Genomic DNA, 26,351 nt, shown 5'->3' on the forward strand with positions numbered 1-26,351 from the left:
TATGGCTTCCAAACAAGAATTAAAACAAAAAATGAGTTCTATTTTAGTAACTGAAAAAATTACTAAAGCTATGCAAATGGCTGCAACTGCTAAGTTACATAAGTTTAAATCTCAACATGAAAAAATTTATGAATTTTTTAATGAATATTATGAAACAATTGGCAAAGTTATAGCTAATGCTAAATATTATCAACCGCCAAAACAAGTTAAGGAAAATTCACTTTATATTTTAATTAATTCATCATTAGGTTTGTGTGGCGGTTTTAATAACAACATGAATCGGCTATTGTTAGAAAAAATTAAACCTAACGATAAATTAATTTTGCTTGGCAAAAAAAGTTTAGGTTATTGAAAATTAAAAAATCAAGGTAACAATATTTTATTGATTAAAGATTTACAAGATGCTGATATCAATTTTGATATTAGTTATAATTTGGGACAAGAAATTTTAGATCTATATGAAACAAATGAATACGAAAAAGTATTTATTGTTTATACAAATTTTGTGAATAACTTAAAACAAGAACCAAAAATTATTCAAGTGTTACCTTTTGATGTTGATATTTTTAAAGATAAAATTAAAAAAGATACAAATTCTAACAAACAATATTCTGCTCCAATTGAGTTCGAACCTGATGTAAAAGAAGTTATTAAAGGTCTTACTCCCCAATTCATGCAAATTGTTTTATATGGTTGTTTAATTGAAACTAAACTTTCTGAATATGCTAGTCGTAGAAATGCTATGGAGTCAGCAACAAAAAATGCAAATGATTTATATAACAATTATTTATTATTGTACAACCAATTAAGACAAGCATCTATTACACAAGAAATTAGTGAAATAATTCAAGGTAGTGAACAAAAATAATAGGATTTAATTATGAAAACGAAACATACAATAGTTGGAAAAGTATATCAAGTAATTGGGCCTGTAGTTGATGTCATTTTTGAAAATGAATCAGAAATGCCTAAAATATATGATGCATTATATGTAAAACTAGATAATGAAAATTTGTGTTTAGAAGTTTCACAAATTATTGGAGATAATGTTGTTAGATGTATTGCAATGGGAGCTACTTATGGATTAAATCGTGGTTTAGAAGTAGTTTGTTCAGGAAATCCAATTCAGGTTCCTGTAGGTGAACAAGTTTTAGGTAGAATGTTTAATGTTGTTGGTAAAACAATTGACAATCTTGAATCTTTAGATGATAAAAATATAAAAATGATGCCAATTCATCGAAATCCACCATCATTTGAAGAGCAATCCAATGAAATTGAAATTTTTGAAACAGGCATTAAAGTTATTGATTTATTAATTCCATATGCTAAAGGTGGTAAGATTGGATTATTTGGTGGAGCAGGGGTTGGGAAAACGGTTCTTGTTCAAGAATTAATTCACAATATCGCAAAAGGTCATGGTGGTCTATCTGTTTTTGCTGGAGTTGGTGAAAGAACTCGTGAAGGTAATGACTTGTATTATGAAATGATTGAAGGTGGAGTTATAGATAAAACAGCCTTAGTGTTTGGGCAAATGAATGAACCTCCTGGCGCAAGAATGCGCGTAGCATTAACTGCTTTAACAATGGCTGAATATTTCCGTGATGTTCAAAACCAAGATGTTTTGTTATTTATTGATAATATCTTTAGATTTACACAAGCTGGTAGTGAAGTTTCAGCATTATTAGGAAGAATGCCATCTGCTGTTGGTTATCAACCAACTTTGGCATATGAAATGGGATTGTTACAAGAAAGAATCACTTCCACTAAAAGTGGTTCTATAACATCTGTTCAAGCAATTTATGTTCCTGCAGATGATTTAACTGACCCTGCTCCAGCTACAACATTTTCACATTTAGATGCAAAAACAGTATTAGATCGTAACATTGCAGCATTAGGAATTTTTCCAGCTATTAATCCTTTAGAATCAACAAGTAGATTGTTAGATCCAAATGTTGTAGGTTTACGTCATTATAAAGTTGCTAGAAATGTTCAACAAATTTTACAAAAATTTGCAGAATTACAAGATGTTATTGCTATTTTAGGAATTGATGAATTATCAGAAGAAGATAAAATTGCAATTGCTCGTGCTAGAAAAATTAGAAATTTCTTGAGTCAACCATTCTTTGTTGCAGAAAAATTTTCTGGTAACAAAGGTAAATATGTAAGTCTAAAAGACACAATAAGAGGTTTTGAAGAAATTTTAGAAGGTAAACACGATAATTTACCAGAACAAGCATTTTCATATGTAGGAACAATTGAAGAAGCAATTGAAAAAGCAGGAAACTTGTAATGTCTGATAATTTAGTTCATCTAAAAATTTTGACACCAAATGGTATTAAGTTTGATGCTGATATTAAAATGGTAGAAGTTAAAACTCCTGAAGGTTATATAGCATTAATGTACAATCACGTTCCTTTTGTTGCTACTTTATCTGCTGATGTTATTTACATAACTCATTCAGATAAAAATCGTGAATCTGGAATTATTAATACAGGAACAATTTATGCAACAAAAACTGAAATTAAGATTTTTGCATTAAATTTTATTTTAACTAAAGATATTGATGTTAATAAAGTATCAGAAGAAAAGAAAAAGTTAGAACAACAATTATCAAGAATTAATGATTTAGTTGAAACTACAAAAATTGAAAGAAAATTGGCATTTGAATTATTAAAATTAAAACAAGCAAAAAAATAATTTATGAATTTTATTCGCTATGAATCTTGTTTAACTTTAAATATCAATGATTTTTTAAAAAATGGTTTTTGATGTAAATTTCAACAAAATCATTTTTATTTTGTTTATGATGACAATTTAAGTAAAGTTTCTGAATTATTTGATTTATCTATTGGTATTAAACAACCATTGGTAGGCAATATTATTTATAATGATCAATCATTATGAAATTTATCTGAATTAAGCCGTAGTGAATTTATTTTTAAAAATATTAGCGTTTTAACATTTTCTGAATTTGAAGAAATTAAAACCAAATCTGTTTATCAAATTTTATTAGATGAAATATCTTTAAGTAATCATAAATTATTTAATTTGAATACTATAGTATCTAATTATTTGAAAGAAATTAATTTATTAGAACATAAATCAAGTATATTTAACGAATTAGACGACGATTTAAAAATTAAAGTTTTATGTGCTAAATTATTTTATAAAAAACCCAAATTTTTATTTTTAAATTTGATTAATTCAAATACTGATTCAAACAAAATTTCAATTTTTTTAAATAAATTTTCTAAATTTATTTTGAATAATTTTTTTGATGTTTGTTTAATAATTTTTTTTGATAAATATTTAAATCTTGATAAATTTCAAATAATAAATATTAGTAACAAAAAAAATTATAACCCAAATAATATGATATTCACTTTAATTGAAGATCAAACAGATATAAAACATTTATGAAAACATTCAATTAAAAATTTTTTTACAAGCTTATTATTTTTTATTAAAAATAAAAAAACTTATATATCTTTAATCTTTTTTGTATTTTTTTTCACTTTTGTATTTGTTAATATACTTTGAAGTATAAATTTTAATAAATTAGTTAATTGAAATTTTGATTTTAATTTGTTAGTAAAAATTTTAAGTTTAATTCTATTTCTAATTTTGCAACTTGTTATGTTTTGAACAATTAAAAGAAATTATAAAAACTTAATATCTTCGATAAATTTTTTAATTTTGAAAGGATTTAATAGAATATTTTTAATTCATACTTTTTTATATATAGATTTAAATTTAGTTGCATTAGCTTTTTCATTTAGCATGATTATTAATGCATTGTTAAAGTTTATACTAATTGTTCCAATTACTTTTATAGATATTATTTGACCAATTATTGTTTATTTTTTAACACATATAATTTTTTTAGGATTTCATTACATATACATACTTAAATATTATGGAATATCATCTACAATGAACTATAAAAAGTTTTTTGTTAATAATTAATTTATATATATTCTCTTTAATTTATAATAAAAATTCATTTATATTTTAAGGTTAAGTGTGTTTATGGACAATGTTCTAATTTCTGGAAAAGAAACAACAGAAAATTTTTTAGACATCAAAGAAAAATGTAAAAAAATAGGTACTTATTTTAGTGAAGATAGATTTTATACTTTATTGAATTCATATATAGATGATGCTTTAAGAAAATATTCATTGTTTTTATATTTAATTACGATATTTTTATTTAGATCAAATAATTTTAAACATGCAACAACTTCATTTAAAGCAAAACCTAAGTGAGTTACATTAATTGATATTTTATGTTGAATTTGTTTAATTGTTTTTATAGTTTCATTAATTTCTGGAATATCTTATCCACTAATAGAAGGAATAAGTGGCGCTATAAAAGGTAATTGAACAGGTTTTATAGATGCATTTAATAATTCATTAAATAGTCCAGGAACAATTACTTTATTTGTTGTTTCTTTAATTTCATTTATTATTGCAATAACATATATATACGTTTTACGCAAAATTGTAGTTTTTAATAAAAAATTATCATTAAAAGATTTTGTTGTGCAGAAAGTAAGTTTTATAAACCGTTTTGAGAATTTGTTAAAAATAAATGAAGATTTAAAAAAAGCAAATAAAAAAATAAAAAAAATTAATAAAAAAATCAACAAAAAAAATTCCAAAATTAAACCAGATGAATTTTACTTAATTCAAAATGTTGAAATGCTATCTCAAAATGATTTATGATTATTATTTCAGATAATAAATATTTTATATAAGTTGTTCCCTAATTCAGGTTTTGTTTTTGAATTGTCAAATATAGAATCTTCTAATTTAGAAAAAATTAAAACTATTTGTAATTATGATTTTAAACATATTAAAATTACACATATTTAATTTATATTAAAATGGAATTTAATTGCTATGCAAGAAAAATTATCAGATCAAGAAAAAGTTCGTTTGTCAAAATTAGAAGAATTGCAAAAAAATAATCTTAATCCCTATGAAGTAGTTAAAGTTGAAAGAACACACAATTCGCAAACTTTTAAATTGCAATATGAAAAATATAATAAAGAAGAATTACATAATAATAAAGATAAAATCATATTAGCAGGTCGAGTTGTAGGAATTCGCCACACTTTCATTTTGATACAAGATTTTTTTGGCAAAATTCAACTATATTTAAATAAGAATAATCAACCAGATTTGTTTGAATATTTTAATAATTATTTAGACTTAGGTGATATTGTTTCTGCAATAGGTACACCTATGAAAACTAATACAAATGAATTAACATTGAATATTACTAGTTTAAAAATTATTAGTAAATCATTAAAAACTCCTCCCGAAAAATTTCATGGTTTAACAGATGAAGAAGACCGAGCAAGAAAACGTTATCTAGATTTAACATACAATTCTAAATCTATGGAAACTTTTTTGATGCGTTCAAAAATTGTTCGATTGATGCGTGAATATTTAGATAGTGTTGATTTTTATGAAGTAGAAACTCCAATATTACAATCTATATTAGGTGGTGCTAATGCTCGTCCATTTATTACTCATCATAATACTTTAAAACGTGATTTTTATTTGAGAATAGCGACTGAAATTCCATTGAAAAAATTAATTGTTGGTGGTTTTGACAAGGTGTATGAAATAGGTCGTATCTTTAGAAATGAAGGAATGGATTCTACACATAATCCTGAATTCACTTCAATGGAATTATATATGGCGTATGAAGACATGGTTGCAGTAATGAATATTACAGAAGATATTATTCATTTCATTTCTAACAAATTAAATATTAACCAAATTACATTTAATGATAAGACAATTGATATTTCAAAACCATTTAAAAAAATAAGTATGGTTGATTTAATTAAAGAGCATACAGGAATTGATTTTAATAATGTTACTTCTGATGAGGAAGCAATTGAAATAGCAAAAAAACATAATGTTCATTTTGAAAATCACCAAAATACATACGGTCATATTGTTAATTTATTTTTTGAAGAATTTTGTGAGTCAAAATTAATTGAACCAACTTTTGTTACAACTTACCCTGTAGATGTTTCTCCGTTAGCTAAATTAGATTATTCAAATAAGCGTTTTACAGAACGTTTTGAATTATTTATTTTCGGAAAAGAATTTGCTAATGGTTATAGTGAATTGAATGATCCAATAGACCAAAAACAAAGATTTGAAAATCAAGTTTTAGAAAAACAAAAAGGTAACGATGAAGCTGTTGAAATTGACTACGAATTTTTAGAAGCTTTAGAGTATGCTTTACCACCAACAGGTGGTCTTGGCATTGGTGTTGATCGTCTAGTTATGTTATTTACTCAAAATGTTTCAATAAGGGATGTTTTGTTATTTCCACATATGCGTGACTCCAAATAAAATATGTCAGATTTTAATAACGAATATGTTTCAAAATTAAATCGTGCACAAACTAATGCTTATGTAAGCAAATTTTTAGAATTGTTATTAAAAAAAATAATGAATTCTCACAATTTAATGTTGGTTATTCCACCAATTTTTACTAGTGAAAAAAATAATTTTATTGTTAATAATAATTTTCGAACTATTGATTTTGACAATGCTTTTTCAAAAAATATTTTTAAAGTTATTGATTTTTTAGATAAATGATTATATTTGTATATAAGACAATCAAATGTTCAATTAAATTCAGGAATTGTTTGTTTCAATAATCAAGTATTTAGAGATGCTGATATTGAAAATTTTAAAAGAATTTCTATTCCTTGTTTATCATTTGTAGTTTCAATACAAAGATTAGATTACTCTAATACTTTTTTAATAAATCAATCAAAAAAAATTATTAGTTTATTAAACGAAATTTTTTTAGAAATTCAAATTGATAATTTTAAATCTGATAAATCAATTAAAGAATTTAAAGAAATGAATTTAACTACTTTTTTAAAAAATAATAAAAAAATGTCTATTGATGATATTTTAATTCATCAAACTGCAGAAAATCCAATATTATTATCTAATTTTAACGATTCGAAATTATTTAAAGAAATATTTCCTTACGCAGAAAATAATTTTATTCATAGTGAAATGAATAATATTTTTTTGCAATTTTATAGTCAAAAAAACATTGTATTAGATTTTTTTAATATTTGTTTACAACCAACATACGAAAAACTTAAAGAATTAGATTTTTATGAAAAAGAAATATATATTTCAAAACTAAGTAAAGTATATAAAAATTCAGAATGAACTTATATTGTTAATATCAATTTAGCAAACATTTTACTTTGATTGTTAGATAAGCAACATTATTCTGAAATTTTTTCTGGTCCATTTGGTGATGAATTTTATGAAAACATATTAAACAACGAAAGAGATGTATTATAAAAATATGAAAAAAGTAATTATTGTTGGAGCTGGTATTTCAGGTTGCTCGATAGCAAATCTTTTAGCAAATAAAGGCTATTTAGTAGATATTTATGAAAAAAAAGATTATGTAGGCGGTCATTGTTATGATCTTTTATCAAAAGATAAAATTTTATATCATCAATATGGACCACATATTTTTCATACAGAACATGATGAAGTTATTAATTTCATTAGACAATTTGCCAAATTTAATAATTATATAAACAAAGTTCAAGTTAAATTGCCTAATAAAAAAACTACCAGATTACCTTTTAATTTTAAAGAAATTAAAAAAATAGATCCTAAAAATGCTAAGTCGATAATTAATCTTTTAAAAAAATTATTTCCAAATCAACAAAAAGTTTCAATTTTGGAATTAAAAAAATATAGAGAATATGAACCTTTAAATAAAATAGTTGATTGAGTTTTAGACAATATTTATGCACCATACACATCAAAAATGTGAGGAATTAAAATTAGTGAAATAGATGAAAATGTTATCGCTAGAGTAGGTATTACTTTAAGTGATAATGAAAGTTATTTTCCAACAGCCAAAATTCAAGGTTTGCCTATTGGTGGTTACACTAATATGATTAAAAAAATGATTGAACATCCCAATATTAATTTGAATCTAAATGTTGATGCATTAAAATTTTTAAAATTTAAAAATAATAAAACTTACTGAAAAAATAAAGAAATCAAAGATCAAATTATTTATTGCGGCCCTATTGAAGCTTTATTAAATTACAAATTTGGAGTTTTGCCTTACCGGAGTTTAGAATTTATTTTTAAAACTTTTAATGTTTCAAAAAAACAAGAATTCCCAATTATTAATTTGCCTAAAGATAAAAAAAGAACAAGAACTGTTGAATATAATCAAATGACTTTGCAAAAAACAAAAAAAACAATTATTTCAACAGAGTATCCGGGTGAATATAAAAGAAATGCAAAAAAATGAAATACACCTTATTATCCAATAAATAACTCTATAAATAATGCTTTATATAAAAAGTATTATAATGAATTCAAATCAATTAAAAATTTTCATTTATTAGGTAGATTAGCAGAATATAAATATCTTGATATGGATACATCCATTTTAAGTGCAATAAAATTAGCTAAAAAATTTAATTAACATGCTATAATGCTAATAGCTTTTAATTAATAAATATTTAAATTATTTGCTTGCAAAATTTAAATTTGCATACCCATAAGGAAATTAAATTTAAAAATATGTCTAAATATGAAATTGTAGTGCTTCTTAGCTCTAAATTAACAGTTGATGAAGCTGATAAAGTTTTAACTGACTTAAATAAAAATATTAAAGTTGAAAATCTTGAATCTAAGTTTTTAGGTACTTGAGAATTAGCTTACCCTATTAATAATGAAACGTTAGCGCATTATTATCAAATTAATTTTGATGGCGAGGGTAATAGTTTTGTTGATTGAAAAAGATTGGTTTTAATTAATAAATCCGTTTTGCGTCATTTAATCATTAATTTATCAAAAGATTATGGTGCACGTGCTTCTGAAAATGAGAAAAAATTACGAATTTCTGTTTCTAGAAAAATTAAGTATGATGAAATTATGAACAATCCTGATTATGTTGCACCTAAACAAGGTCCACAAATTATTGTTAAGAAAAAACGTAAAGATGAATGAACATTAGTTACTAGAATAGGTGCTAATGGACCTGAAGATATTACTGTTAAAAATCCTAAATTTAAAAAATCTAAATTTGCTGAATTACCCGAATATAAAATTCCATCCAAGCGTGTTCCAAATTCTACTAGTGAAAATGAAATTATTTCTGAATCAAAAAACACTAAAATTGATTTAGAAATTAAAACACCAAAAGTAGAAGAAAATGTTGTTGAAAAATCAACATTAAAAATTGATGAATTTGTTACTCAAAAAAATATTAAAAATGAAGTTGATGATAAAAAACATCATAGTAAAATTTCTCATCAATCTGTTTCAAATAATAATGCAAAAAAAGAACATCATATTAAAAAAGATAAAAAATCAACTAATTCATTTGAATCAAAAAATGATGTTAAAAAGAAGGATCATGTAATTTCAAAACCTTCAAAAGAAATTAAAACAAATAAATTGACAAAAACAGTTGTTAAAAAAGATACTAAACAAATTAAAGAAGACAAAAAAGAAGTTTCAAAAATTTCAACACCTAAAAAAGTTATTTTGAAACCTGTATCTTCTAAAGTGTCAAAAACTAAAGTTACAGATAATGCAAAAAAAACAACTACTAAAAAACCAGTAACTGCAAATTCTAAAAAAGAAGTTTCTAAAAAACCAATTGCATCTAACAAGAAAAAAGAAACATCAATTGAAAAAACAATTACAAAAAAACTTGTAAAAAATAAACCAACTACTGCTAAGAAAAAGAAATAGGGATTAATTAATGAACCGAGTTACTTTGGCAGGTTATTTAGCACAAGATCCCACACCATTAAATTCTTCTTCAAAAAATGATTTTGTTGGTGTGAGATTCACAGTTGCAGTTAAAGACTTACGTGATAGAAATATTGGTGAAACGCATTTTCTTAATTGCGTAGCTTGATCGAACACAGCTAGTTACATTCAAAAAAATTTAAAACGTGGTGATTTTATAGTTGGTGATGGTCGAATTAGAATGAATAAATTTGTTAATTCAGAAGGAAAAAATATTTCTAGAACAGAAATTGTTATTGACACAGTTGCAGCACCAGGTTCGAGAAGAAATAGTAATAATGTTACTCAACAAATAACAACAACAGAATTAGAAAATATTGATAATGCATTTCCTGATACCATTGATATAGATTTGAATTTAGATGAAGCATTTAGTGTAAAAGAAGTTGATAAAGAAGATACAAACAATCCAAAAGAAAATAAAGAAAATACTCTTCCTTGATCTGATGATCTAGAAGATTAGGAGCACATTATGAGTGATAATTTAAAAATAAAACAACCAGCAAATAATATTTCTGAAGATGATCAAACAAAAAAAACAGAAAAAGTTGAATTAGAAAATAAAGATAAATCATTAGGAAGCTATACAAAAAGAAATTTCCGTCCAAAAGAAAATATAAGCATTTCTACTAATCGTAAAAAAACTTTTAAACCACGCGGAAGAAAAATATGTCATTTTTGTGCTAGCGGTGTTTTAAAAATTGATTACAAAGATAAAGCATTATTAGAAAAGTATATTAATTTGTATGCAAAAATTCTTTCACGTCGTCAAACAGGTAATTGTGCAATGCATCAACGACATTTATCTAATGCTATTAAAAGAGCAAGAGTTATTGCATTATTACCATTTGTTCGAGATTAATTTTTATACAAGAGTTAATTTATGAAAGTAATTTTAATTAAAAATGTACCTAATTTAGGAAAAACTAATGCTGTAGTTGATGTTAAAGAAGGATATGCTAAAAATTACTTGATAAAAAATAAATTAGCCATTGTTTATAATGATACTAACAAGAAAGAATTAGATAAAAAATTAATTGATATCAATGCTCAACATGATTTACTATTAGCGCAAGCTGTTGTGTTAAAAAATCAACTAGAAAAATTAGAATTAAATTTTATTTTGCAAATGAACGCAAATAATAAAGCATTTGGTTCTATTAACAACAAACAAATTTTGGACGAATTAAAGTTAAAAAATATAGAAATCGATAAAGTTATGTTACCTGATAATTTGAAATTAAGTTTAGGTTTTCATAAAATTAAAATTAAAATTTTTGAAAATGTTGAGGCAATGCTTCAAATTAATGTTAAGGGTGACTAAATATGGATAATGAACAAATACAAAATGAGACAATGCCTTATGTTGAAATCACACCTGAATTGGGCATAGAATCAGAAGAAAATGTTTTAAGTTTGTTAATTAATAATTCTGTTAGTCCAGACAATGTATTTGCAAAACTTATTGTTAGTGACTTTAGTAATCCTAATTATCGATTATTGTTCAACACTATGTTATCAATGTATGAATCAAATAAACAAATTGATTTAACAATTGTTAAAGATAATTTACAAGTTCAAAATCATTTATCTGATGATATGCGTCATCTATTAAATATATTGGCAACTAAAAATTCTAATCCAATTATAATTGATAACTACATTCAATTAATAAGAATGGCTTCAATGTTAAGAGAGTTAAAAAAATTAAGTCAAGATATTTTAGATTCTCATATTAATTTTTTAGAATTTGATGATCAATTAGCTATTTTCGAACATCGTTTTTCAAATATTATTAAGAGCACAAATAAAAATTTAGTTTTACCTATTAATAATTATGTTGATAAATATAAAAATAAATTTGAAAAATCATATTTCAATACTATTACAACAGGAACAAAAACTAATTTTGAAAGAATTGACGAATTAACAAATGGTTTTCAACCAGGTGATTTAATTATTCTTGCTGCTAGACCTGGTCGTGGTAAAACTGCTTTTTCTGTTAACTTAATTGTTAATGTTGCAAAAAATCTAGAACCTGATGAAACAGTAGTTATGTTTTCTTTAGAAATGGGTGGCGAACAAATTGTTCATCGTATTGTTTCTGCTGAATCAATGATTAACTTTAATTTAGCTAAAGTTAAGAATCTTGATAGTCAATCAAGTAGTCAAATTGTTGCAACTTTAAATAAAATAAATGATTTACCGATTTTAATTGATGATTCTAGTGATATTTCGTTAACAGAAATTAGAAGTCGTTTGCAACAAATAGCTAATACAAAAAAAATTAAATTAGTTGTTATTGATTATTTACAATTAGTAAAAGTAACAAGAACACATTCAATGATGACTAGACAACAAGAGGTTGCAATGATATCTCATAGTTTGAAATCATTAGCTAGAGAATTAGAAATTCCAATTATTGCAATTGCTCAATTGTCAAGAAAAATTGAAGAACGTCGCGGAGCATCAAGCCAACCCATATTATCTGATCTTAGAGAATCAGGTTCTATTGAACAAGATGCTGATTTAGTTTGTTTCTTGCACACAGTTGAAAGTGATGACGAAATGAATAGTTTAAATCAAGATAATGTTGATATTGAATTCATTATTGCTAAACATCGTAATGGTGCTACAGGAAAAGCAGAATTAACTTTCCAAAAGTCTATTAGTAAATTTATATCAAAAAGCAATACATACACAAAGGAATAATTATGAACATAAAATACAAAAATTTATTAATCAAAATAGCATTGCTTTTTATAATTCTTTGCATTCCTTTATTAGCTTTAACTTCTTGTGGTGCTCCAGCGTCAAATAAATATTTAACTTTAGTTTCTGAATTTAATAATTTATTAAGATATCCAAATCCATCTAACGAACAAGAAACAATAGATAAAGATAAAACAATAAAAGTTCATTATTCATTATTGGCAAGAGCGGGTCAATCAAATGTAAATAAATGAAGTTTTGTTGTAAATAATGCAACTTCTACTGATCAAAATCAACCTTTAACTAGTGATAAAATTGATAATTCATTTTTAAATATTTATGGCACTTTAGTTAATACTATTGCTTATAACATAGCTTATCCTGCTAGTGTTTTTGCAACAACTGTTTCTAGTTATAATCGTAGCTTAGGGGATGATAAAAATCCAAACATAATAAATTTGTTTAAAGATGATAAAAATAATTTCATTCCTAATAATAGTGATTTTTACAAAGGAATGTCAAATAATTTGTTAGTAGCTAACAATGAAAATAATATTAACTTTGGTATTTCTGATTTAACTTTTAATTTTAAAAAAATTAATAGTTCAGGTGCGGTGGATAATACTGGTGTAAACAATGGTATTATTGATGCAAGAAAAAATGGAACATATGATAATAGCGGAAAAGAAATAACTGATAATGCATCAGATATGACAAAAAACAATGTTAACAATCGTTTAAGTAAAATGTATGCTATAACAGATATTGCAGTTTATTTTCGTTATTATATTGCTGGTTCTGATCAAGGTAGTGTTTCACCAAGTAGAAATCAAATTGTTGTTTCTAATCCAACTGATGATATAGGCAAAAAAAATAAAGAAATTTTAGATAATCAATTTCAAAAAATATTTAATAAAAAACCCGAAAGTTACACATATAAATTATCAATGAATGATATGGTAGCCATTTTACTTTATGGTGCTACAGATATTAAAAAAGATGAACAAGATCCAAATAAATTAAATTACAAAATAACTCCATCTATAGTTCAATCATTAACTCCTTTATCATGACTAACTAATGAAAGTTTTACATTAGTTAATGGCGATCCTAATAATCCACAAAAAAATTTGTTTAAGATAGACAATGATTTATTAAACAATTTAATTGATCCAAGCAAAATATTGACTGAAAGACAATTTGAAGATAAAGGATTAACAATTGAGCAACAAAGAACTCAAACTTTTTTAGGCAGAACTAATGCAATTGATTTACAATCACGTGCTTTTATTTCTGAAATTAATGTCAAAAATATAGCAGTTTCTGAATTAAAAAAGCAAATTTTAAAAATTGATAATAATCAAAACAATTTATTAAATTTCACAATTGAAGACTATTATTCTCAATATTTTAAATCATTGATTAGTGATGATAATTTTGCTCCTTTTGTTGAAGATATAACATTACCTACTTCATAGAATTTATAAATAGCAAACATGTTAACAAATTTAATAAAAAATCTAAATACAAATTGACGTGATAGTTTATTAAAACAAATTAATTATTCTTATTTTGACAATCTTAATAAAATTGTTACCAATTCTTATTTAAATAATGAAGTTTTTCCCAAAAAAGAAAATATATTTAATGCATTTAATTTTTTTAATGTTGAAGAAACAAAAGTAGTGATTATTGGACAAGATCCATATCATAATAATAATCAAGCTAATGGATTAGCTTTTGGTATCAATCCTAATTGTAAATTTCCGCCTAGTTTATCAAATATAGCAATAGAATTGAAAAATGATTTAAATGTTGAATTGAAAGATTATTCCTTAGTTTCATGAGCAAAACAAAAAATTTTATTGTTAAATACTAATTTAACTGTAATGTCACATAAACCTTTAAGTCATTCTAAAATTGGTTGAGAAAATCTAATTATTAATGAACTTAAATATTTATTAACTGTGAAACCAAATGTTATTTTTGTTTCGTGAGGTCAACATGCTAAAAAAATTATTGATTTATTGAATGTCAAATATTTAGTATCATCAGCTCATCCTTCGCCATTTAGTGCTCACAATTTCTTTAATACAAAACCTTTTAGTAAAATAAATAATTTTTTACTTGAAACTAGACAAGCAATTATAAATTGATAAATGGTAAAATTATTACCTATGAATAACGAAATTTTTTTAATTAATAACAATGTAAAAAATTCTACAGATATCAGCGTCAATCCCGCATGAGCTATTGGTGTTTTTGCATCATTGGTAGTTTTTATATTGTTAATTTCAATTTTGAAAAAAATTTATGTTTATTTTGTGCATAAAAAACGATATTTTGTAATTCCGCATGTTAGTGTGAAAGGAATGACAAATATTGCTATGGTTATAGCAATGGCTGTTAGTCTTATCATAATAATTATGGCAATTACTGGCGGTCTTGCTGGCGTTTTATTTAGATCATATCCTGGAACAAGAGTGTCTATAGAAATTATTTTAGTTAAAATTTCAGGATTACTTTTTGGACCAATTATTGGTTTAGTGTCGGGTGCAGCAATTGATTTGTTAGCAGTTACTTTGTCAGCTGGTTTTTTTCATTATGGTTATTTTATGGCAGCAATGCTAACGGGGTTATTAGCTGGTTCATTAAGATCTGTAATTAATTTATCAAAAGTATCTAAACGGAAAGATCTTATACTTGTGATATGTTTAACATTGTTTGTTATAGTTTCTATTATCATATCAATTTCTTCATTTGCAGCAATTCCAGGTTTAACTGAAATTGGTTTTGTTTTAAAATTACCAGGAACGCCTATAGATATTCATCTTTCTGAAGTTCAATTTTTCTTGTTAATAATAGGAACTTCATTGATTGTAATATTAACTATATGAATTATTTTTATTATTAAATATTTTTATAGTAAAAATCATAATTTCAATATAAGTAATTTAACATATAAACAATATAAACACGGAAATCACAAAAGTTCTATTTTATTAATTTTAAAAAATAATTGATATGAACCTCTGGTAACTACAATTACTTTGGCATTTAGTGTTGGTTTATTAGTTAATGTCTTGTTTTTACCAATTTTTGATGCACAAATTACTGGCCAAACTTATACATTTTGAGTTTTATTTAGATTTTTAATATTATTTGTTTTATTTGCAATTGATGTTATTGTAATATACCCAATTCTATTAATTGTAACTCCAATTGTTAAATATAATTATCAAGATGAATTAGTTGAAGATTTAGATATACTTGTTAAGTATGAAACATGAAATTTTAAAGAAACGGAATCAGATATGTTTGAAAAAGAAATTGTAGAATGTAGCAAATCATTGTTGTTTTCTTTAAGTGATAAACAATTAGAAGAATTATCAAAAGATTTTAATGAAATTATTCATAGTTTTGAAAATGTTTCAAAAATAGATACAACTAATTTGGAACCATGCAATTATCCGATCTCAATCTCAATTCATAAATTGAGAGAAGATGAAGTCAATAATGATTTAAATTATGTTGATATTATGCAGTGTCCTGAAAAAGTTGAAAACAATTTAGTAAAAGTTTATTAATTGTTTATAGGGATTTATAAGTTATGCGTTCAAAAATTATAGATTTACACCAACAATTAAAAAGTCAAAATATTTCTGCTACTAAATTAATTAAAAAAACCATAAGAAAAATTTCTAAATTTAAAAAAACAAATTTTTTAATTAATACTAATATTGTTGAAAGCACAAGGTTATCAAAGCATTTAGATAAAAGTGAAAATTTTTCTAAATCATTTTTAGCATGTATTCCATATGTATTAAAAGATAATATATCAACCAAAGATATAATAACAACTGGTGGATCTAAATTTTTAGAAAATTATATTCCACCTTATGATGCTACAGTATATAAATTACTTAAAAAAAATAATGCTATTCTTGTTGGCAAAGCTAATTTAGATGAATTTGGATTAGGTGGAACTGGTTCATTTTCAGCATATGGAATTGTCTCGCATCCATTTAATAAAAAACACATTGCTGGTGGTAGTTCTTCAGGTAGTGCAGTTGCTGTTGCCTCAGGTGTAGTTCCATTTTCAATTGGAACAGATACAGGGGATTCAATTCGTAGACCTGCTAGTTTTTGTGGAGTTGTTGGATACAAACCGACATATGGTTTAATATCAAGACACGGAGTATATCCATATGCTCCTTCATTAGATCATGTTGGTGTGTTTGCTAATACAATTGTTGATGTTGCCTTAGTAGCTGATGCTATTATTGCTTATGACACAAATGATTTTAGTAGTCAAAAATTTAATAAAAATTTATTTGTTAGTTTGAATGAGCCTATTAGTGATTTTACTATTGGTTATCCTGCTAATATTGAAATATATATGGATGAAAACATTTTAACAGCTTGAAATAAATTGAAATCATTATTGTTAACAAATAACATCAAATTAGTTCCTCTGGGGATTAATCTAGAATTACTTAATGCAATAAATCCTATTTATAAAATTATTTCTTATTCTGAAGCGGTAAGTTGTTATTCAAGTTTTACAGGTATTCCTTTTGGAAAACATTTAGAAGGTAATAATTTTGAAGAAATTGCAGAAAAATCAAGAACTTTATTATTTGGAGATCAATTAAAATATCGTTTTACAATAGGTTCATTTGCTTTAAAAAAAGAAAATTTTGATAAATACTACTTGAAATCTAAATTAGTTAGAACAAAATTAGTAAATCATTTTAATGATGATTTCTTGAAAAAAGTAGATGTTGTTATGTCTATTGGTTCATCATGTTTAGCACCTTTAATAAAGGATGTAGTAGAGAACAAAAAACCTACATCTAATTTGATTGATGATTTTCTTCAAATTTCAAACTTTGCTGGAGCTCCTTCAATTACGATACCATTTGCAAAAGATGATAAAAATTTATTTTTAGGTGTTAATCTTACAGCCGCACAATTTAAAGATGACTTATTATTAAAAATTGCTTTAGTTATTGAAAACATTATCAATACGAAAGGAGTAATAAATGTTTAATTTTGAAACAATTATTGGTATTGAAGTACATGTTGCTTTAAATACTAAAACTAAAATGTTTTCTCCAGCAAAAAATAATCATAATGATAAACCTAATGTAAATTTACATATAAATGATTTAGGCTTACCGGGGACGTTGCCTCAACCCAATAAAGAAGCAATTAAAAAAGCTTTTATTTTAGCTAAAGCATTACATATGCAAGATGTAGATTATTTATTAAGGTTTGATAGAAAAAATTATTTTTATCAAGATTTACCTAAAGGTTTTCAAATTACACAACAATATCACCCCTTTGCACAAAATGGTTATTTGGAAGTTAATAGTAATAATAAAGATTATCATTTTAAAATTCAAAGATTTCATATTGAAGAAGATACAGCAAAACAATATGCAGTAGATGATCATTTATTTTTAGATTATAATCGAGCTGGATCACCATTAATTGAAATTGTCACAGATCCAATTTTTTTTAATGCTGAGGAAGTTAAATTGTATTTGTCAACATTACGCCAAATTTTAATTCATAATAATATATCTGATGCAAAAATGGAATCAGGATCAATGCGAGCTGATATTAATTTATCAATTCGCCCAGTAGGTTCTAAAAATTTAGGCACAAGAGTTGAAATTAAAAATGTTAATTCTATAAATAATATTGAAAAAGCAATTAAATATGAAACTAATCGTCAAATTGAATCATTGTTAATTGGTAAACCTATTATTCAAAGCACAATGCGATTTGATGATCAAGAAAATAAAACAGTTTATATGCGCGAAAAAACATCAAATGTTGATTATAGATATATGCGTGAACCTAATATTATTCAAATTTCATTAGATGAAAAATGAAGCAATGAAATTTATGAAAAAAATAAAATTATTTTTCCAAGTGAAATTGCAAAAAAACTAAAAGCAGTAGGTATAGAAGAACAAAAAATCAATATTTTATTAGATGATGTGCATGCATTAAATGCATTTAACTTTATTGCTTCATCAACTAATAATTACAAAGAAACATCAAGATGATTATTAGTTGAATTAGCAGGAATTATGAATGATTTAAATCATACTTTTGAAAAAAATGTAAAGGAAGTAGATTTAATTAATATTATTGAATTGATAAATTTATTAAATCAAGAAAAAATTAATGGCAAACAAGCTAAAATCATTTTAGAACATAGTTATAAATTCAAAAAGAAGCCTAGCGATTTGATTGTTGAATTAAAAATGGAACAAATTGTTGATCCAATTAAAATTGAAGAAATATTAAAACCAATTTTTGCAAATAATGAAGTTAAAATTAAAAAAGATTATAAAAATCGTGCAGATCGTGTTGAAAGTATGCTATTAGGATTACTAATGAAAGCTACAAATGGTCAAGCTAATCCCGGCATTTCAACAAAAATCGTTAAAGAAATGTTAAAAAAATATGAATAATAAATTAAGTTTAGAGATAGCAGCCGGTGGTATTATTACTATAATTGATGACAAAACTAATTCAATTAATATTTTGTTAGCTTTAACAAAGAATCATAATCCATATTGAGGATTTCCAAAGGGACATACTGAATTAAATGAAAATTTAGTAGAAACAGCTATTAGAGAAATTAAAGAAGAAACAAATTTAGATGTAACTTTGGTAAATTCAAAACTAAATTGATTAAATGAATACTCGCCTTTTCCTGGTACTATAAAAAAAGTTACATATTTTTGATTTAAACCAAAAGACATTAGTCAACTTAAAAAACAAGAATCTGAAATTTCAAAATTAATTTGAGTTGATTATAAAGAAGTTTTTAAATATTTGACTTATCCTAGAGATCGAGAAATTTTTATTGAATTTTTAAATGATTCAAAACTAACAAAAAATATAAAATTGTTCAAACAAAAATTGAATAATAAATAATTAAATAATTTTTTAATTTTTATTAAATTCTTAAAACACATAAAAATAAAATTTTTCTAATTTTGTAAATTTTTGTTCACTTATTATTAAAAAAGGAGCATTTAAATTTTTATTTTTATAATGAAAGCAAATCGAGGAATGTTTTTAGAAACAATAATTAACCGAACTATTGAATATTATAAAAACAAGAATGTAGCATATTTTTCTAAAAGATTTTTACCTATAAAAATTTATTCATTTAATGGCAATAGAATTCAAGGATGATTAGATTCAAAAACACAAACAGATTACTATGGAATTTTTAAAGGTAAATATTTAGATTTTGAAGCAAAGCAAACTAGTACAAACAATTTACCATTAGCTAATATCAAGAATCATCAAATAATTCATATGAAAAATGTTACAAAATTTGGCGCAATAGTTTTTTTTATAATTTATTTTTCAAAATTTGATAAATTTTTTCTTTTGTTGTTTGATAAGTTTTTGAATTTTATTGAAACAAATAATAAATGTTCGTCTATATCTTTTGAATATTTAATAGCAAATGCTATTGAATTAGATTTGATATTTCCAGGTGTATTAGATTTGCAATCTAAATTAGATAATTTAGTTTAAAGTATTTTTTTTATAAATAATAATAAAAAAACCTATTCGAATTATGAATAGGTTTTGTATTTATTAATAAAAAATAAAATTATTTTTTACTATCTTCATATTCTCATTTAGCTTTTAATAAAACACTTTCTTTTATATCTTTAATTGGAGAAAATTTTAAGCGAGCTTTTGGTGGAATTTTAATTTGTGCACCAGTCATAGGATTTTTTGCAATTCTTTCAGAAGACATTGTTACTTTAAATTTACCAATATCTGGTAATTTTATAGATCCTTCTTTTTTTAATTCGCTTTTTAATAAATCTGTGTATGTAGTAAATACATTTGCCACGACTTTATGAGAAACTCCAGTAACTTCAGCGATAATTTTAAATATTTCAGACTTTGTCAACATATTTTGTTCCCTTAAAATTTATTAGTTCACTTTATTTAAAATAAAATTTACATAGTAAAAAATCTATTACAAATTATATTATAAATTTATATTAATAATCATTGAATGCAATGTTATTTCAACTAAAATTTATTTTTTGAATAAAAACTATAACAATTTATAAATTATTTGATACAATGCTTTTTTGTTATAGTGTAATTAACATAGTGTATTGAATGTTCTAAATTTTAAAAAATAATAATCACTTTAAATCTAATAGAATTGTTACACAATAAATTAAGTAGAATACAGAGAATCAAAGTAAAAATAGGATCAAAATGTCTAATATTAATTATTCAAATAATTTAACAAAAGCATTAAAAGTATTTAATGAGATTTGTATAGATCAAAATTCTAAACTTAACTTCATCAAAGAAGTTTTCGAAACTGATGGAGCAGCAAATATGAATTTTGATTTAGATAAATTAAAAACTATTATGAGTTTAGTTGTTCCAAAAGTATTGGAAAATGATACTTCAATTATAAAAGATCATTTTTATAAAAATTTAGATACTATATCAAAGTGCGACACACCTGAAGATATTATTTTATTGTTTAAATCTAACCAAGAAGTAATTGATGAATTTTGTATTTCATATCTAACTTTTAAACAATACATTGATTTTATTGATAACGAAAAAAGTCGATTAATAAAAATTCAAAATGCAATAGCTAAACAAGTTGTTGAATATGTTTCGGGTTCATTAAATAATTCATTGTAATTATTTGTGTTATAATTTTGTTGCAATAACCAAAGAAAGTAACTAACTATTTAATTAAATAGTTTTAATTTGTTACCGAGGTAATTTTAATAATCCCCGTCAATCAAACTACTTTGGTTTTTTATTTTTAATAAAATCAAAGTAGTTTTTTGTTATTGTATTTAAAACTAAATGATTCAAAATAAAGGAGTAAAAATGAAAGCAGTTATTCAAGCGAAAATTGATAAAATCAATGAAATTGCTAATATTTTGTCAACTGCTAAATCATTTGTTATTTTTGAATATTCAACAATGACAGCTTTAGAAACTACTGAATTACGTCGTAGTTTAACTCAAGCTGGAAATAAAATGTTTGTTTTAAAAAATAATATAGTAACACGTGCTTTATCACAATCTAATATTGAAGTACCAAGTGATAAATTAATAGGACAAATTGCTATAGCTTTTGGGATAGAAGATGGTTTTCAACCTATAAAAGCAATTCACAAATTTGTGAAAGAAAAAGACAAAGTTAATTTTAGAGTTGGATTTTTAGAAGGCAAAGTTTTAGAAGTTAATGAATTAAATCAAATTGCTTTGTTGCCATCAAGAGATGAATTATACAGTATGTTTTTATCTGTATTACAAGCTCCATTACGCAAATTTATGTATGCAATGAAAGCAGTTGGCGATAAAAAATAATTATTTAAATATATTTGAAAGAAAACAATAAGGATAATATAAAAAGGTAGAAAATTACTTATGGCTAAAATGACTAAAGAACAATTTATTGAAAGTTTAAAAGAAATGACATTAGTTGAAATAAATGATGTTATTAAAGCGATTGAAGATGAATTTGGTGTTTCAGCAGCCGCTCCTGTAGCTGCAGCAGCTGCACCTGCAGCAGCTGCAAGCTCTGAAGTTAGTGTTATTATGACAAATGCTGGTGACAAGAAAATTGATATTATTAAGTTATATCGTGAAATTTCTGGTTTAGGTTTAATGGAAGCAAAAGCTGCAGTTGAAAAATCTCCTTGTACAATCAAAGAAAACATTAAACCAGAAGAAGCTGCTGAACTTAAAAAGAAATTTGAAGCAGCTGGTGCTACAATTGAAGTTAAATAATAATAAAGGAATTCATTACTAATGGCTGTTCAACAACGTCGTTCTAGTAAACATCGACGTGATAAAAGACGTTCACATGACGCTCTTAGTCCAACAACAGTTGGAGCATGTAAGAAATGTGGTAAAATCAAACGTTCACATCGTGTTTGTTCATGTGGAATGTATAATGATTTAAGAGTTACTAAAGGTCATTAACATTAAATATGGATAACAAAAAAGAAAACAACACAATTTTCATTAAAACTACAAATGATGAAAATGTTAAAGAAATTTTAGTTGAAAAAATTGATAATAATAAATATCAAAATATTAAAACAAGTGATAAATTTAATTGATTTTATGCAATATGTTCAATTTTTTTAATGATTATAGGTATTTTTGTTGGAATTAGTTTGTGTTGTTTATGCATTTTATATGCATAGTATTTGCTTATCTTATAATCTTTTAATATAAGTGCTATTTATTCAAAAATGGCACTTTTTTGTTTAATTAAATAATTAATAAATTTATTTTTAAAAAATAATACAAAAATAAATAATATAATAAAATTATCACTATCACATATAGAGTGCTAATATATTAAAATAATGTTTTACATATGAGTATAATTTATGGCTAAATCAAAACGGGATTATTATGAAGTTCTTGGTGTAAATAGAAATGCTACACAACAAGAAATCAAAAAAGCATTTAGAAAATTAGCGATGCAATATCATCCTGATCGTAATAAGGCTCCAGATGCTGAAGATAAATTTAAAGAAATTAATGAAGCATATGAAGTATTAAACGATGATGAAAAACGTCGTTTATATGATATGCATGGTCATGATGGTTTGAATGCTCAAGGTTTTCACCAAGAAGGTTTCAATCCATTTGATATTTTTAATAGTGTTTTTGGCGAAGGTTTTAATTTTGGCATGGACATGGATGATGGATTTGGAGATGTATTTTCATCATTTTTTGGAGGCGGAAATAGAACAAGTCGTCAAGAATATGTAGAATTAAATCAATTAATCGATATTAAAATTAGTTTTATAAGTGCAGTTAAAGGTATTATAAAAGATATTGAATATCCACGAAATAAAACTTGCAATACATGTAACGGATTTGGTGCTGAACCTGGCCCAAATAATATTGTTTCTTGTTCAAATTGTGAAGGCAAAGGGTGAATTATTAAAAATCAAAAAACTCCTTTTGGAACTATCCAATCAAGAAAGACTTGTTCAAATTGTCATGGTGAAGGTAAAATCATAAATAAGAAATGTAATACCTGCAAAGGAAATAAAGTTGTTGAAGAAATAGTTAAAAGAAAAATTCAAATTGATCCAGGAACATATGATCAAGATGTAATAGTTATCAAAAATGAAGGAAATATTTTCGAAAAACAAGTTGGTGATTTATATGTTCGTGTAACGGTTGAAAATAGTATGGTTTTTGAAAGAAATAAAAATGATATTATTGTTAGACCTTTAGTTGATCCAATATTAGCAATAGTTGGTGGTAAAATTGTTGTTCCAACTTTAGATGGAAATAAAGAAATTTTAATTAAACCTGGTACTGCTAATAATGATCGAATTATTATCACAAATGGTGGTATTAAATCTCCAGAACGAGGTTTGTTCAAAAACAATCGTCAAGGTGATTTAATTGTTATTATTAATTATGCAAAACCTATTCATTATTCAAAACATGATCTTAAAAAATTAAGTGAATTTGTTCATGAAAATGATAGTGTTAATTCTTATATTAAACTTGCTGAAAAAGAATTTAAAAATAATTAATGTTTTATCTAAATTAAATAATCTACAATTAAAATTAAAATATGTATAAGTATGAGGTATTTTAAATGACCTTTGAGTGATGAACAATTCCTGTTATTATTTTAATTGTTTTAGGTATTGTTCTTTTTGTTTATATGATTATTGCATTTAGAAGAATGAGTATTTCAGCAAAAAAATTAGATTATCTGATTGAAGATTTATCATATAAGTCTGAAAAAATAGCGCCAGTTGTTGACTCGTTAGTAAAATTGTTAAATTATGTTGATTTATTTGATGATGTTTTAAAAGCTAAAGGAATTAAAATATTAAATAATGCTTTAGAAAATAAAGAGGATTTGTCAAAAGCTGTTCAACAATTAAAAGAGTTATTAGCTAGTCATAATGACCCAAAGAAAATAAATTAAAACAATTTATTGAAAATTAACAAGCTTGTAAAATATTATGAATCAAAAAAAATTAAAATCAAAAAGTTTTATAACAACTCCTATTTTTTATCCTTCAGGGAAACCTCATATAGGTCATGCTTTTACAACAATTTTAGCTGATTTTTTAAAGCGATATAGAATTCAAAGAGGTTGTGATGCTTTTCTATTGACAGGCACAGATGAACATGGTAAAAAAATTGCTGAAAAAGCAGAAAAAAATAATTTAAAACCAATTGAATTTGTAGATAAAAATAGTGAAATATTTAAAAATCTTTTTGATAAAATGCAAATTAGTTATGATCGTTTCGTAAGAACAACAGAACCTAATCATGAAAAAGCAGTAAAAGAAATTTTTTTAAAATTACAAAAATCAAATTTAATTTATTTTGATAAATGAGAAGGTTTATATTGTACTGATTGTGAAGAAAATTATACTTTAACTCAAGCAAAAAAGTATGAAGATTCAGAAGAGTTATTTTGTAATATTGGACATACATTAGTACCAATTAAAGAAAATTCTTATTTTGTTAAGTTTAATAAATATGATTCTTGAATTAAACAATCATTAATAAAATATGAAATTAATGTTTTCCCATTAGCAAGAATTAGTGAATTATTAAATAATTTTTTATATTCAGGCTTAAAAGATTTATCAATTACTCGCGAATCAATTTCGTGAGGAATTAAGGTTCCAAATGATTCTAAACAAACTATTTATGTTTGATTTGATGCACTTTTTAGTTATATAACAGGTTTGAATTATTTACAAAAAGATGATTCATTATTTCAAAAATATTGAATGGATGATGAATCAGAAAAAATTCATTTGCTTTCTAAAGAAATAACAAGATTTCATTGTATTTATTGACCTATTTTCTTAAAGATGTTAGATTTAAAAATACCAACATTATTTTTATCTCATGGTTGAATAGTTGATGAAAATGGTAATAAAATGTCTAAATCATTGAACAATGTCATTGATCCCAATGAGTGAATAGATAAATATGGAAATGATGTTTTACGATATTATTTATTGAAAGAAATGTCATTAGATCAAGATAATCGATGTGGCGAGAAATTTTTAATAGGAGTTAATAATTCTGAATTAGCTAATAATTTAGGTAATTTGGTTTCAAGAACTATTGGAATGTTGGAAAAATATCAAAATAGCATTATTAAACCAATGGCAGATATGACAGAAATAGAAAGTGAAATATTAAATCAAATTGAAGATTTACCTGATTGATGAGATCAATGTATAATGTCTAATAAATATAAATTAGCGTTTGATGAATGTTTAAAATTAGTTTTCAATATTAATAAATTAATTGAAGTTAGAAAACCATGAGATTTATATAAAATTCATGATATGCAACCAATTGCTAATCTTTTATTTTTAGCTTCTGCTACCATTAGATCTATTTTTGTTTTATTAGAACCTGTTTTAATTAATAAATCATATGATGTATATAAACAAATGAATTTTAAAAAAGAATTAACGACTTTATCAAGTCTTAAAAAAACTGATTTAATTGTTAATTTAAAAGTTAATAAATCAGTGCCTATATTTGCAAGAATAGATCAGTCAAACACAAATTAGTTTTTATATTTTTTAATTAACATTTTTAGAAAAATTAACTTATTAATTTATATATTTATTAAAAAAATATTATTGTTGATATTTTACATGTTTCACTTTTAATTTATAATATCATAAGTAAAATTATGAGAATTTTGATTTTTTTTTAAT

Annotated in this window: 29 protein-coding genes; 28 read left to right on the forward strand and 1 reads right to left on the reverse strand. The window is 24.2% G+C overall.

Translation table 4 applies throughout. The features are described 5' to 3' along the window. Window position 1 precedes the first annotated feature (1 nt). The 20 genes from atpG to T397_RS0101395 all read left to right on the forward strand — a co-directional run bounded on the left by atpG (window position 2) and on the right by T397_RS0101395 (window position 20,139). Window positions 2-868 (forward strand): ATP synthase F1 subunit gamma, encoded by an 867-nt coding sequence (gene atpG / locus T397_RS0101300; protein WP_027123892.1) that lies wholly within the window; start codon window positions 2-4, stop codon window positions 866-868. Window positions 869-880: 12 nt separating this feature from the next. After that, window positions 881-2,290 (forward strand): F0F1 ATP synthase subunit beta, encoded by a 1,410-nt coding sequence (atpD, locus tag T397_RS0101305; protein WP_027123893.1) that lies wholly within the window; start codon window positions 881-883, stop codon window positions 2,288-2,290. Then, window positions 2,290-2,697, forward strand: coding sequence for an ATP synthase F1 subunit epsilon (gene atpC, locus T397_RS0101310; RefSeq protein WP_052663054.1), 408 nt, complete (start codon window positions 2,290-2,292; stop codon window positions 2,695-2,697). Before atpD ends, atpC begins: the two co-directional genes overlap by 1 nt. A gap of 3 nt (window positions 2,698-2,700) precedes the next feature. Continuing rightward, window positions 2,701-3,966, forward strand: a complete 1,266-nt coding sequence (locus tag T397_RS0101315; protein ID WP_027123895.1) for a hypothetical protein — start codon at window positions 2,701-2,703, stop codon at window positions 3,964-3,966. 63 nt (window positions 3,967-4,029) lie between these two features. Continuing rightward, window positions 4,030-4,875, forward strand: a complete 846-nt coding sequence (locus T397_RS03825; protein WP_036448597.1) for a hypothetical protein — start codon at window positions 4,030-4,032, stop codon at window positions 4,873-4,875. Between the two features lie 27 nt (window positions 4,876-4,902). After that, entirely contained in the window at window positions 4,903-6,378 is a 1,476-nt protein-coding gene (gene lysS / locus T397_RS0101325) for a lysine--tRNA ligase (protein WP_027123896.1), read from the forward strand. 3 nt (window positions 6,379-6,381) lie between these two features. Next, on the forward strand, window positions 6,382-7,359 hold the full coding sequence (locus tag T397_RS0101330; RefSeq protein WP_027123897.1) for a hypothetical protein: 978 nt from the start codon (window positions 6,382-6,384) through the stop codon (window positions 7,357-7,359). Between the two features lie 4 nt (window positions 7,360-7,363). Next, window positions 7,364-8,515 carry a UDP-galactopyranose mutase gene (gene glf / locus T397_RS0101335; protein ID WP_052663094.1) on the forward strand — a complete coding sequence of 384 codons (1,152 nt, stop codon included), beginning with the start codon at window positions 7,364-7,366 and terminating at the stop codon, window positions 8,513-8,515. 98 nt (window positions 8,516-8,613) lie between these two features. After that, a complete protein-coding gene (rpsF, locus tag T397_RS04205) occupies window positions 8,614-9,792 on the forward strand; it encodes a 30S ribosomal protein S6 (protein WP_052663055.1) in 1,179 nt (392 codons plus the stop codon). A 10-nt stretch (window positions 9,793-9,802) separates the two neighbouring features. Then, entirely contained in the window at window positions 9,803-10,315 is a 513-nt protein-coding gene (locus T397_RS0101345; protein ID WP_027123899.1) for a single-stranded DNA-binding protein, read from the forward strand. 153 nt (window positions 10,316-10,468) lie between these two features. Continuing rightward, entirely contained in the window at window positions 10,469-10,714 is a 246-nt protein-coding gene (gene rpsR, locus T397_RS04495) for a 30S ribosomal protein S18 (RefSeq protein ID WP_408633470.1), read from the forward strand. Window positions 10,715-10,735: 21 nt separating this feature from the next. Then, window positions 10,736-11,176: a 50S ribosomal protein L9 gene (rplI, locus tag T397_RS0101355; protein ID WP_027123901.1), complete on the forward strand. Its 441-nt coding sequence runs from the start codon at window positions 10,736-10,738 to the stop codon at window positions 11,174-11,176. 2 nt (window positions 11,177-11,178) lie between these two features. Beyond that, window positions 11,179-12,564: a replicative DNA helicase gene (gene dnaB, locus T397_RS0101360; protein ID WP_027123902.1), complete on the forward strand. Its 1,386-nt coding sequence runs from the start codon at window positions 11,179-11,181 to the stop codon at window positions 12,562-12,564. Window positions 12,565-12,566: 2 nt separating this feature from the next. After that, window positions 12,567-14,042, forward strand: a complete 1,476-nt coding sequence (locus T397_RS0101365) for a hypothetical protein (protein WP_027123903.1) — start codon at window positions 12,567-12,569, stop codon at window positions 14,040-14,042. 18 nt (window positions 14,043-14,060) lie between these two features. Then, complete coding sequence (locus T397_RS0101370; protein WP_027123904.1) at window positions 14,061-14,723, forward strand: uracil-DNA glycosylase; 663 nt, start codon at window positions 14,061-14,063, stop codon at window positions 14,721-14,723. 18 nt (window positions 14,724-14,741) lie between these two features. Then, a complete protein-coding gene (gatC, locus tag T397_RS03840) occupies window positions 14,742-16,151 on the forward strand; it encodes an Asp-tRNA(Asn)/Glu-tRNA(Gln) amidotransferase subunit GatC (RefSeq protein ID WP_162150121.1) in 1,410 nt (469 codons plus the stop codon). 23 nt (window positions 16,152-16,174) lie between these two features. Next, window positions 16,175-17,617 carry an Asp-tRNA(Asn)/Glu-tRNA(Gln) amidotransferase subunit GatA gene (gene gatA, locus T397_RS0101380; RefSeq protein WP_027123905.1) on the forward strand — a complete coding sequence of 481 codons (1,443 nt, stop codon included), beginning with the start codon at window positions 16,175-16,177 and terminating at the stop codon, window positions 17,615-17,617. Further along, complete coding sequence (gatB, locus tag T397_RS0101385; protein WP_027123906.1) at window positions 17,610-19,055, forward strand: Asp-tRNA(Asn)/Glu-tRNA(Gln) amidotransferase subunit GatB; 1,446 nt, start codon at window positions 17,610-17,612, stop codon at window positions 19,053-19,055. The genes gatA and gatB overlap by 8 nt, the downstream gene beginning before the upstream one ends. After that, window positions 19,048-19,524, forward strand: a complete 477-nt coding sequence (locus T397_RS03845; protein WP_052663057.1) for an NUDIX domain-containing protein — start codon at window positions 19,048-19,050, stop codon at window positions 19,522-19,524. The genes gatB and T397_RS03845 overlap by 8 nt, the downstream gene beginning before the upstream one ends. A 120-nt stretch (window positions 19,525-19,644) precedes the next feature. Further along, window positions 19,645-20,139, forward strand: coding sequence for a Holliday junction resolvase RecU (locus T397_RS0101395; protein WP_052663058.1), 495 nt, complete (start codon window positions 19,645-19,647; stop codon window positions 20,137-20,139). Between the two features lie 79 nt (window positions 20,140-20,218). Here the strand turns inward: T397_RS0101395 and T397_RS0101400 are convergent, their stop codons facing one another. Beyond that, window positions 20,219-20,530, reverse strand: coding sequence for an HU family DNA-binding protein (locus tag T397_RS0101400; RefSeq protein WP_027123908.1), 312 nt, complete (start codon window positions 20,528-20,530; stop codon window positions 20,219-20,221). 317 nt (window positions 20,531-20,847) lie between these two features. Here T397_RS0101400 and T397_RS0101405 point away from each other — a divergent pair, with 317 nt between their 5' ends. The 8 genes from T397_RS0101405 (at window position 20,848) to metG (ending at window position 26,201) form a co-directional block, all read left to right on the forward strand. Continuing rightward, the gene (locus T397_RS0101405; protein WP_027123909.1) at window positions 20,848-21,291 is read left to right on the forward strand and encodes a DUF1951 domain-containing protein; all 444 of its coding nucleotides are present in this window, start codon (window positions 20,848-20,850) and stop codon (window positions 21,289-21,291) included. 195 nt (window positions 21,292-21,486) lie between these two features. Beyond that, complete coding sequence (rplJ, locus tag T397_RS0101410) at window positions 21,487-21,972, forward strand: 50S ribosomal protein L10 (RefSeq protein ID WP_027123910.1); 486 nt, start codon at window positions 21,487-21,489, stop codon at window positions 21,970-21,972. Between the two features lie 60 nt (window positions 21,973-22,032). Beyond that, a complete protein-coding gene (gene rplL, locus T397_RS0101415) occupies window positions 22,033-22,395 on the forward strand; it encodes a 50S ribosomal protein L7/L12 (RefSeq protein WP_027123911.1) in 363 nt (120 codons plus the stop codon). 21 nt (window positions 22,396-22,416) lie between these two features. Next, window positions 22,417-22,590 carry a 50S ribosomal protein L32 gene (gene rpmF, locus T397_RS0101420; RefSeq protein WP_027123912.1) on the forward strand — a complete coding sequence of 58 codons (174 nt, stop codon included), beginning with the start codon at window positions 22,417-22,419 and terminating at the stop codon, window positions 22,588-22,590. 8 nt (window positions 22,591-22,598) lie between these two features. Continuing rightward, a complete protein-coding gene (locus T397_RS03850) occupies window positions 22,599-22,817 on the forward strand; it encodes a hypothetical protein (protein ID WP_036448601.1) in 219 nt (72 codons plus the stop codon). A gap of 189 nt (window positions 22,818-23,006) precedes the next feature. Further along, window positions 23,007-24,176: a DnaJ domain-containing protein gene (locus tag T397_RS0101430; RefSeq protein WP_027123913.1), complete on the forward strand. Its 1,170-nt coding sequence runs from the start codon at window positions 23,007-23,009 to the stop codon at window positions 24,174-24,176. 65 nt (window positions 24,177-24,241) lie between these two features. Next, entirely contained in the window at window positions 24,242-24,580 is a 339-nt protein-coding gene (locus T397_RS0101435; RefSeq protein WP_027123914.1) for a hypothetical protein, read from the forward strand. 37 nt (window positions 24,581-24,617) lie between these two features. Next, the gene (gene metG / locus T397_RS0101440) at window positions 24,618-26,201 is read left to right on the forward strand and encodes a methionine--tRNA ligase (RefSeq protein WP_036448603.1); all 1,584 of its coding nucleotides are present in this window, start codon (window positions 24,618-24,620) and stop codon (window positions 26,199-26,201) included. Window positions 26,202-26,351: the final 150 nt, after the last annotated feature.

Origin of the sequence: Mycoplasmoides pirum ATCC 25960, assembly GCF_000685905.1 — a bacterium.
Taxonomy (GTDB): domain Bacteria; phylum Bacillota_I; class Bacilli_A; order Mycoplasmatales; family Mycoplasmoidaceae; genus Mycoplasmoides; species Mycoplasmoides pirum.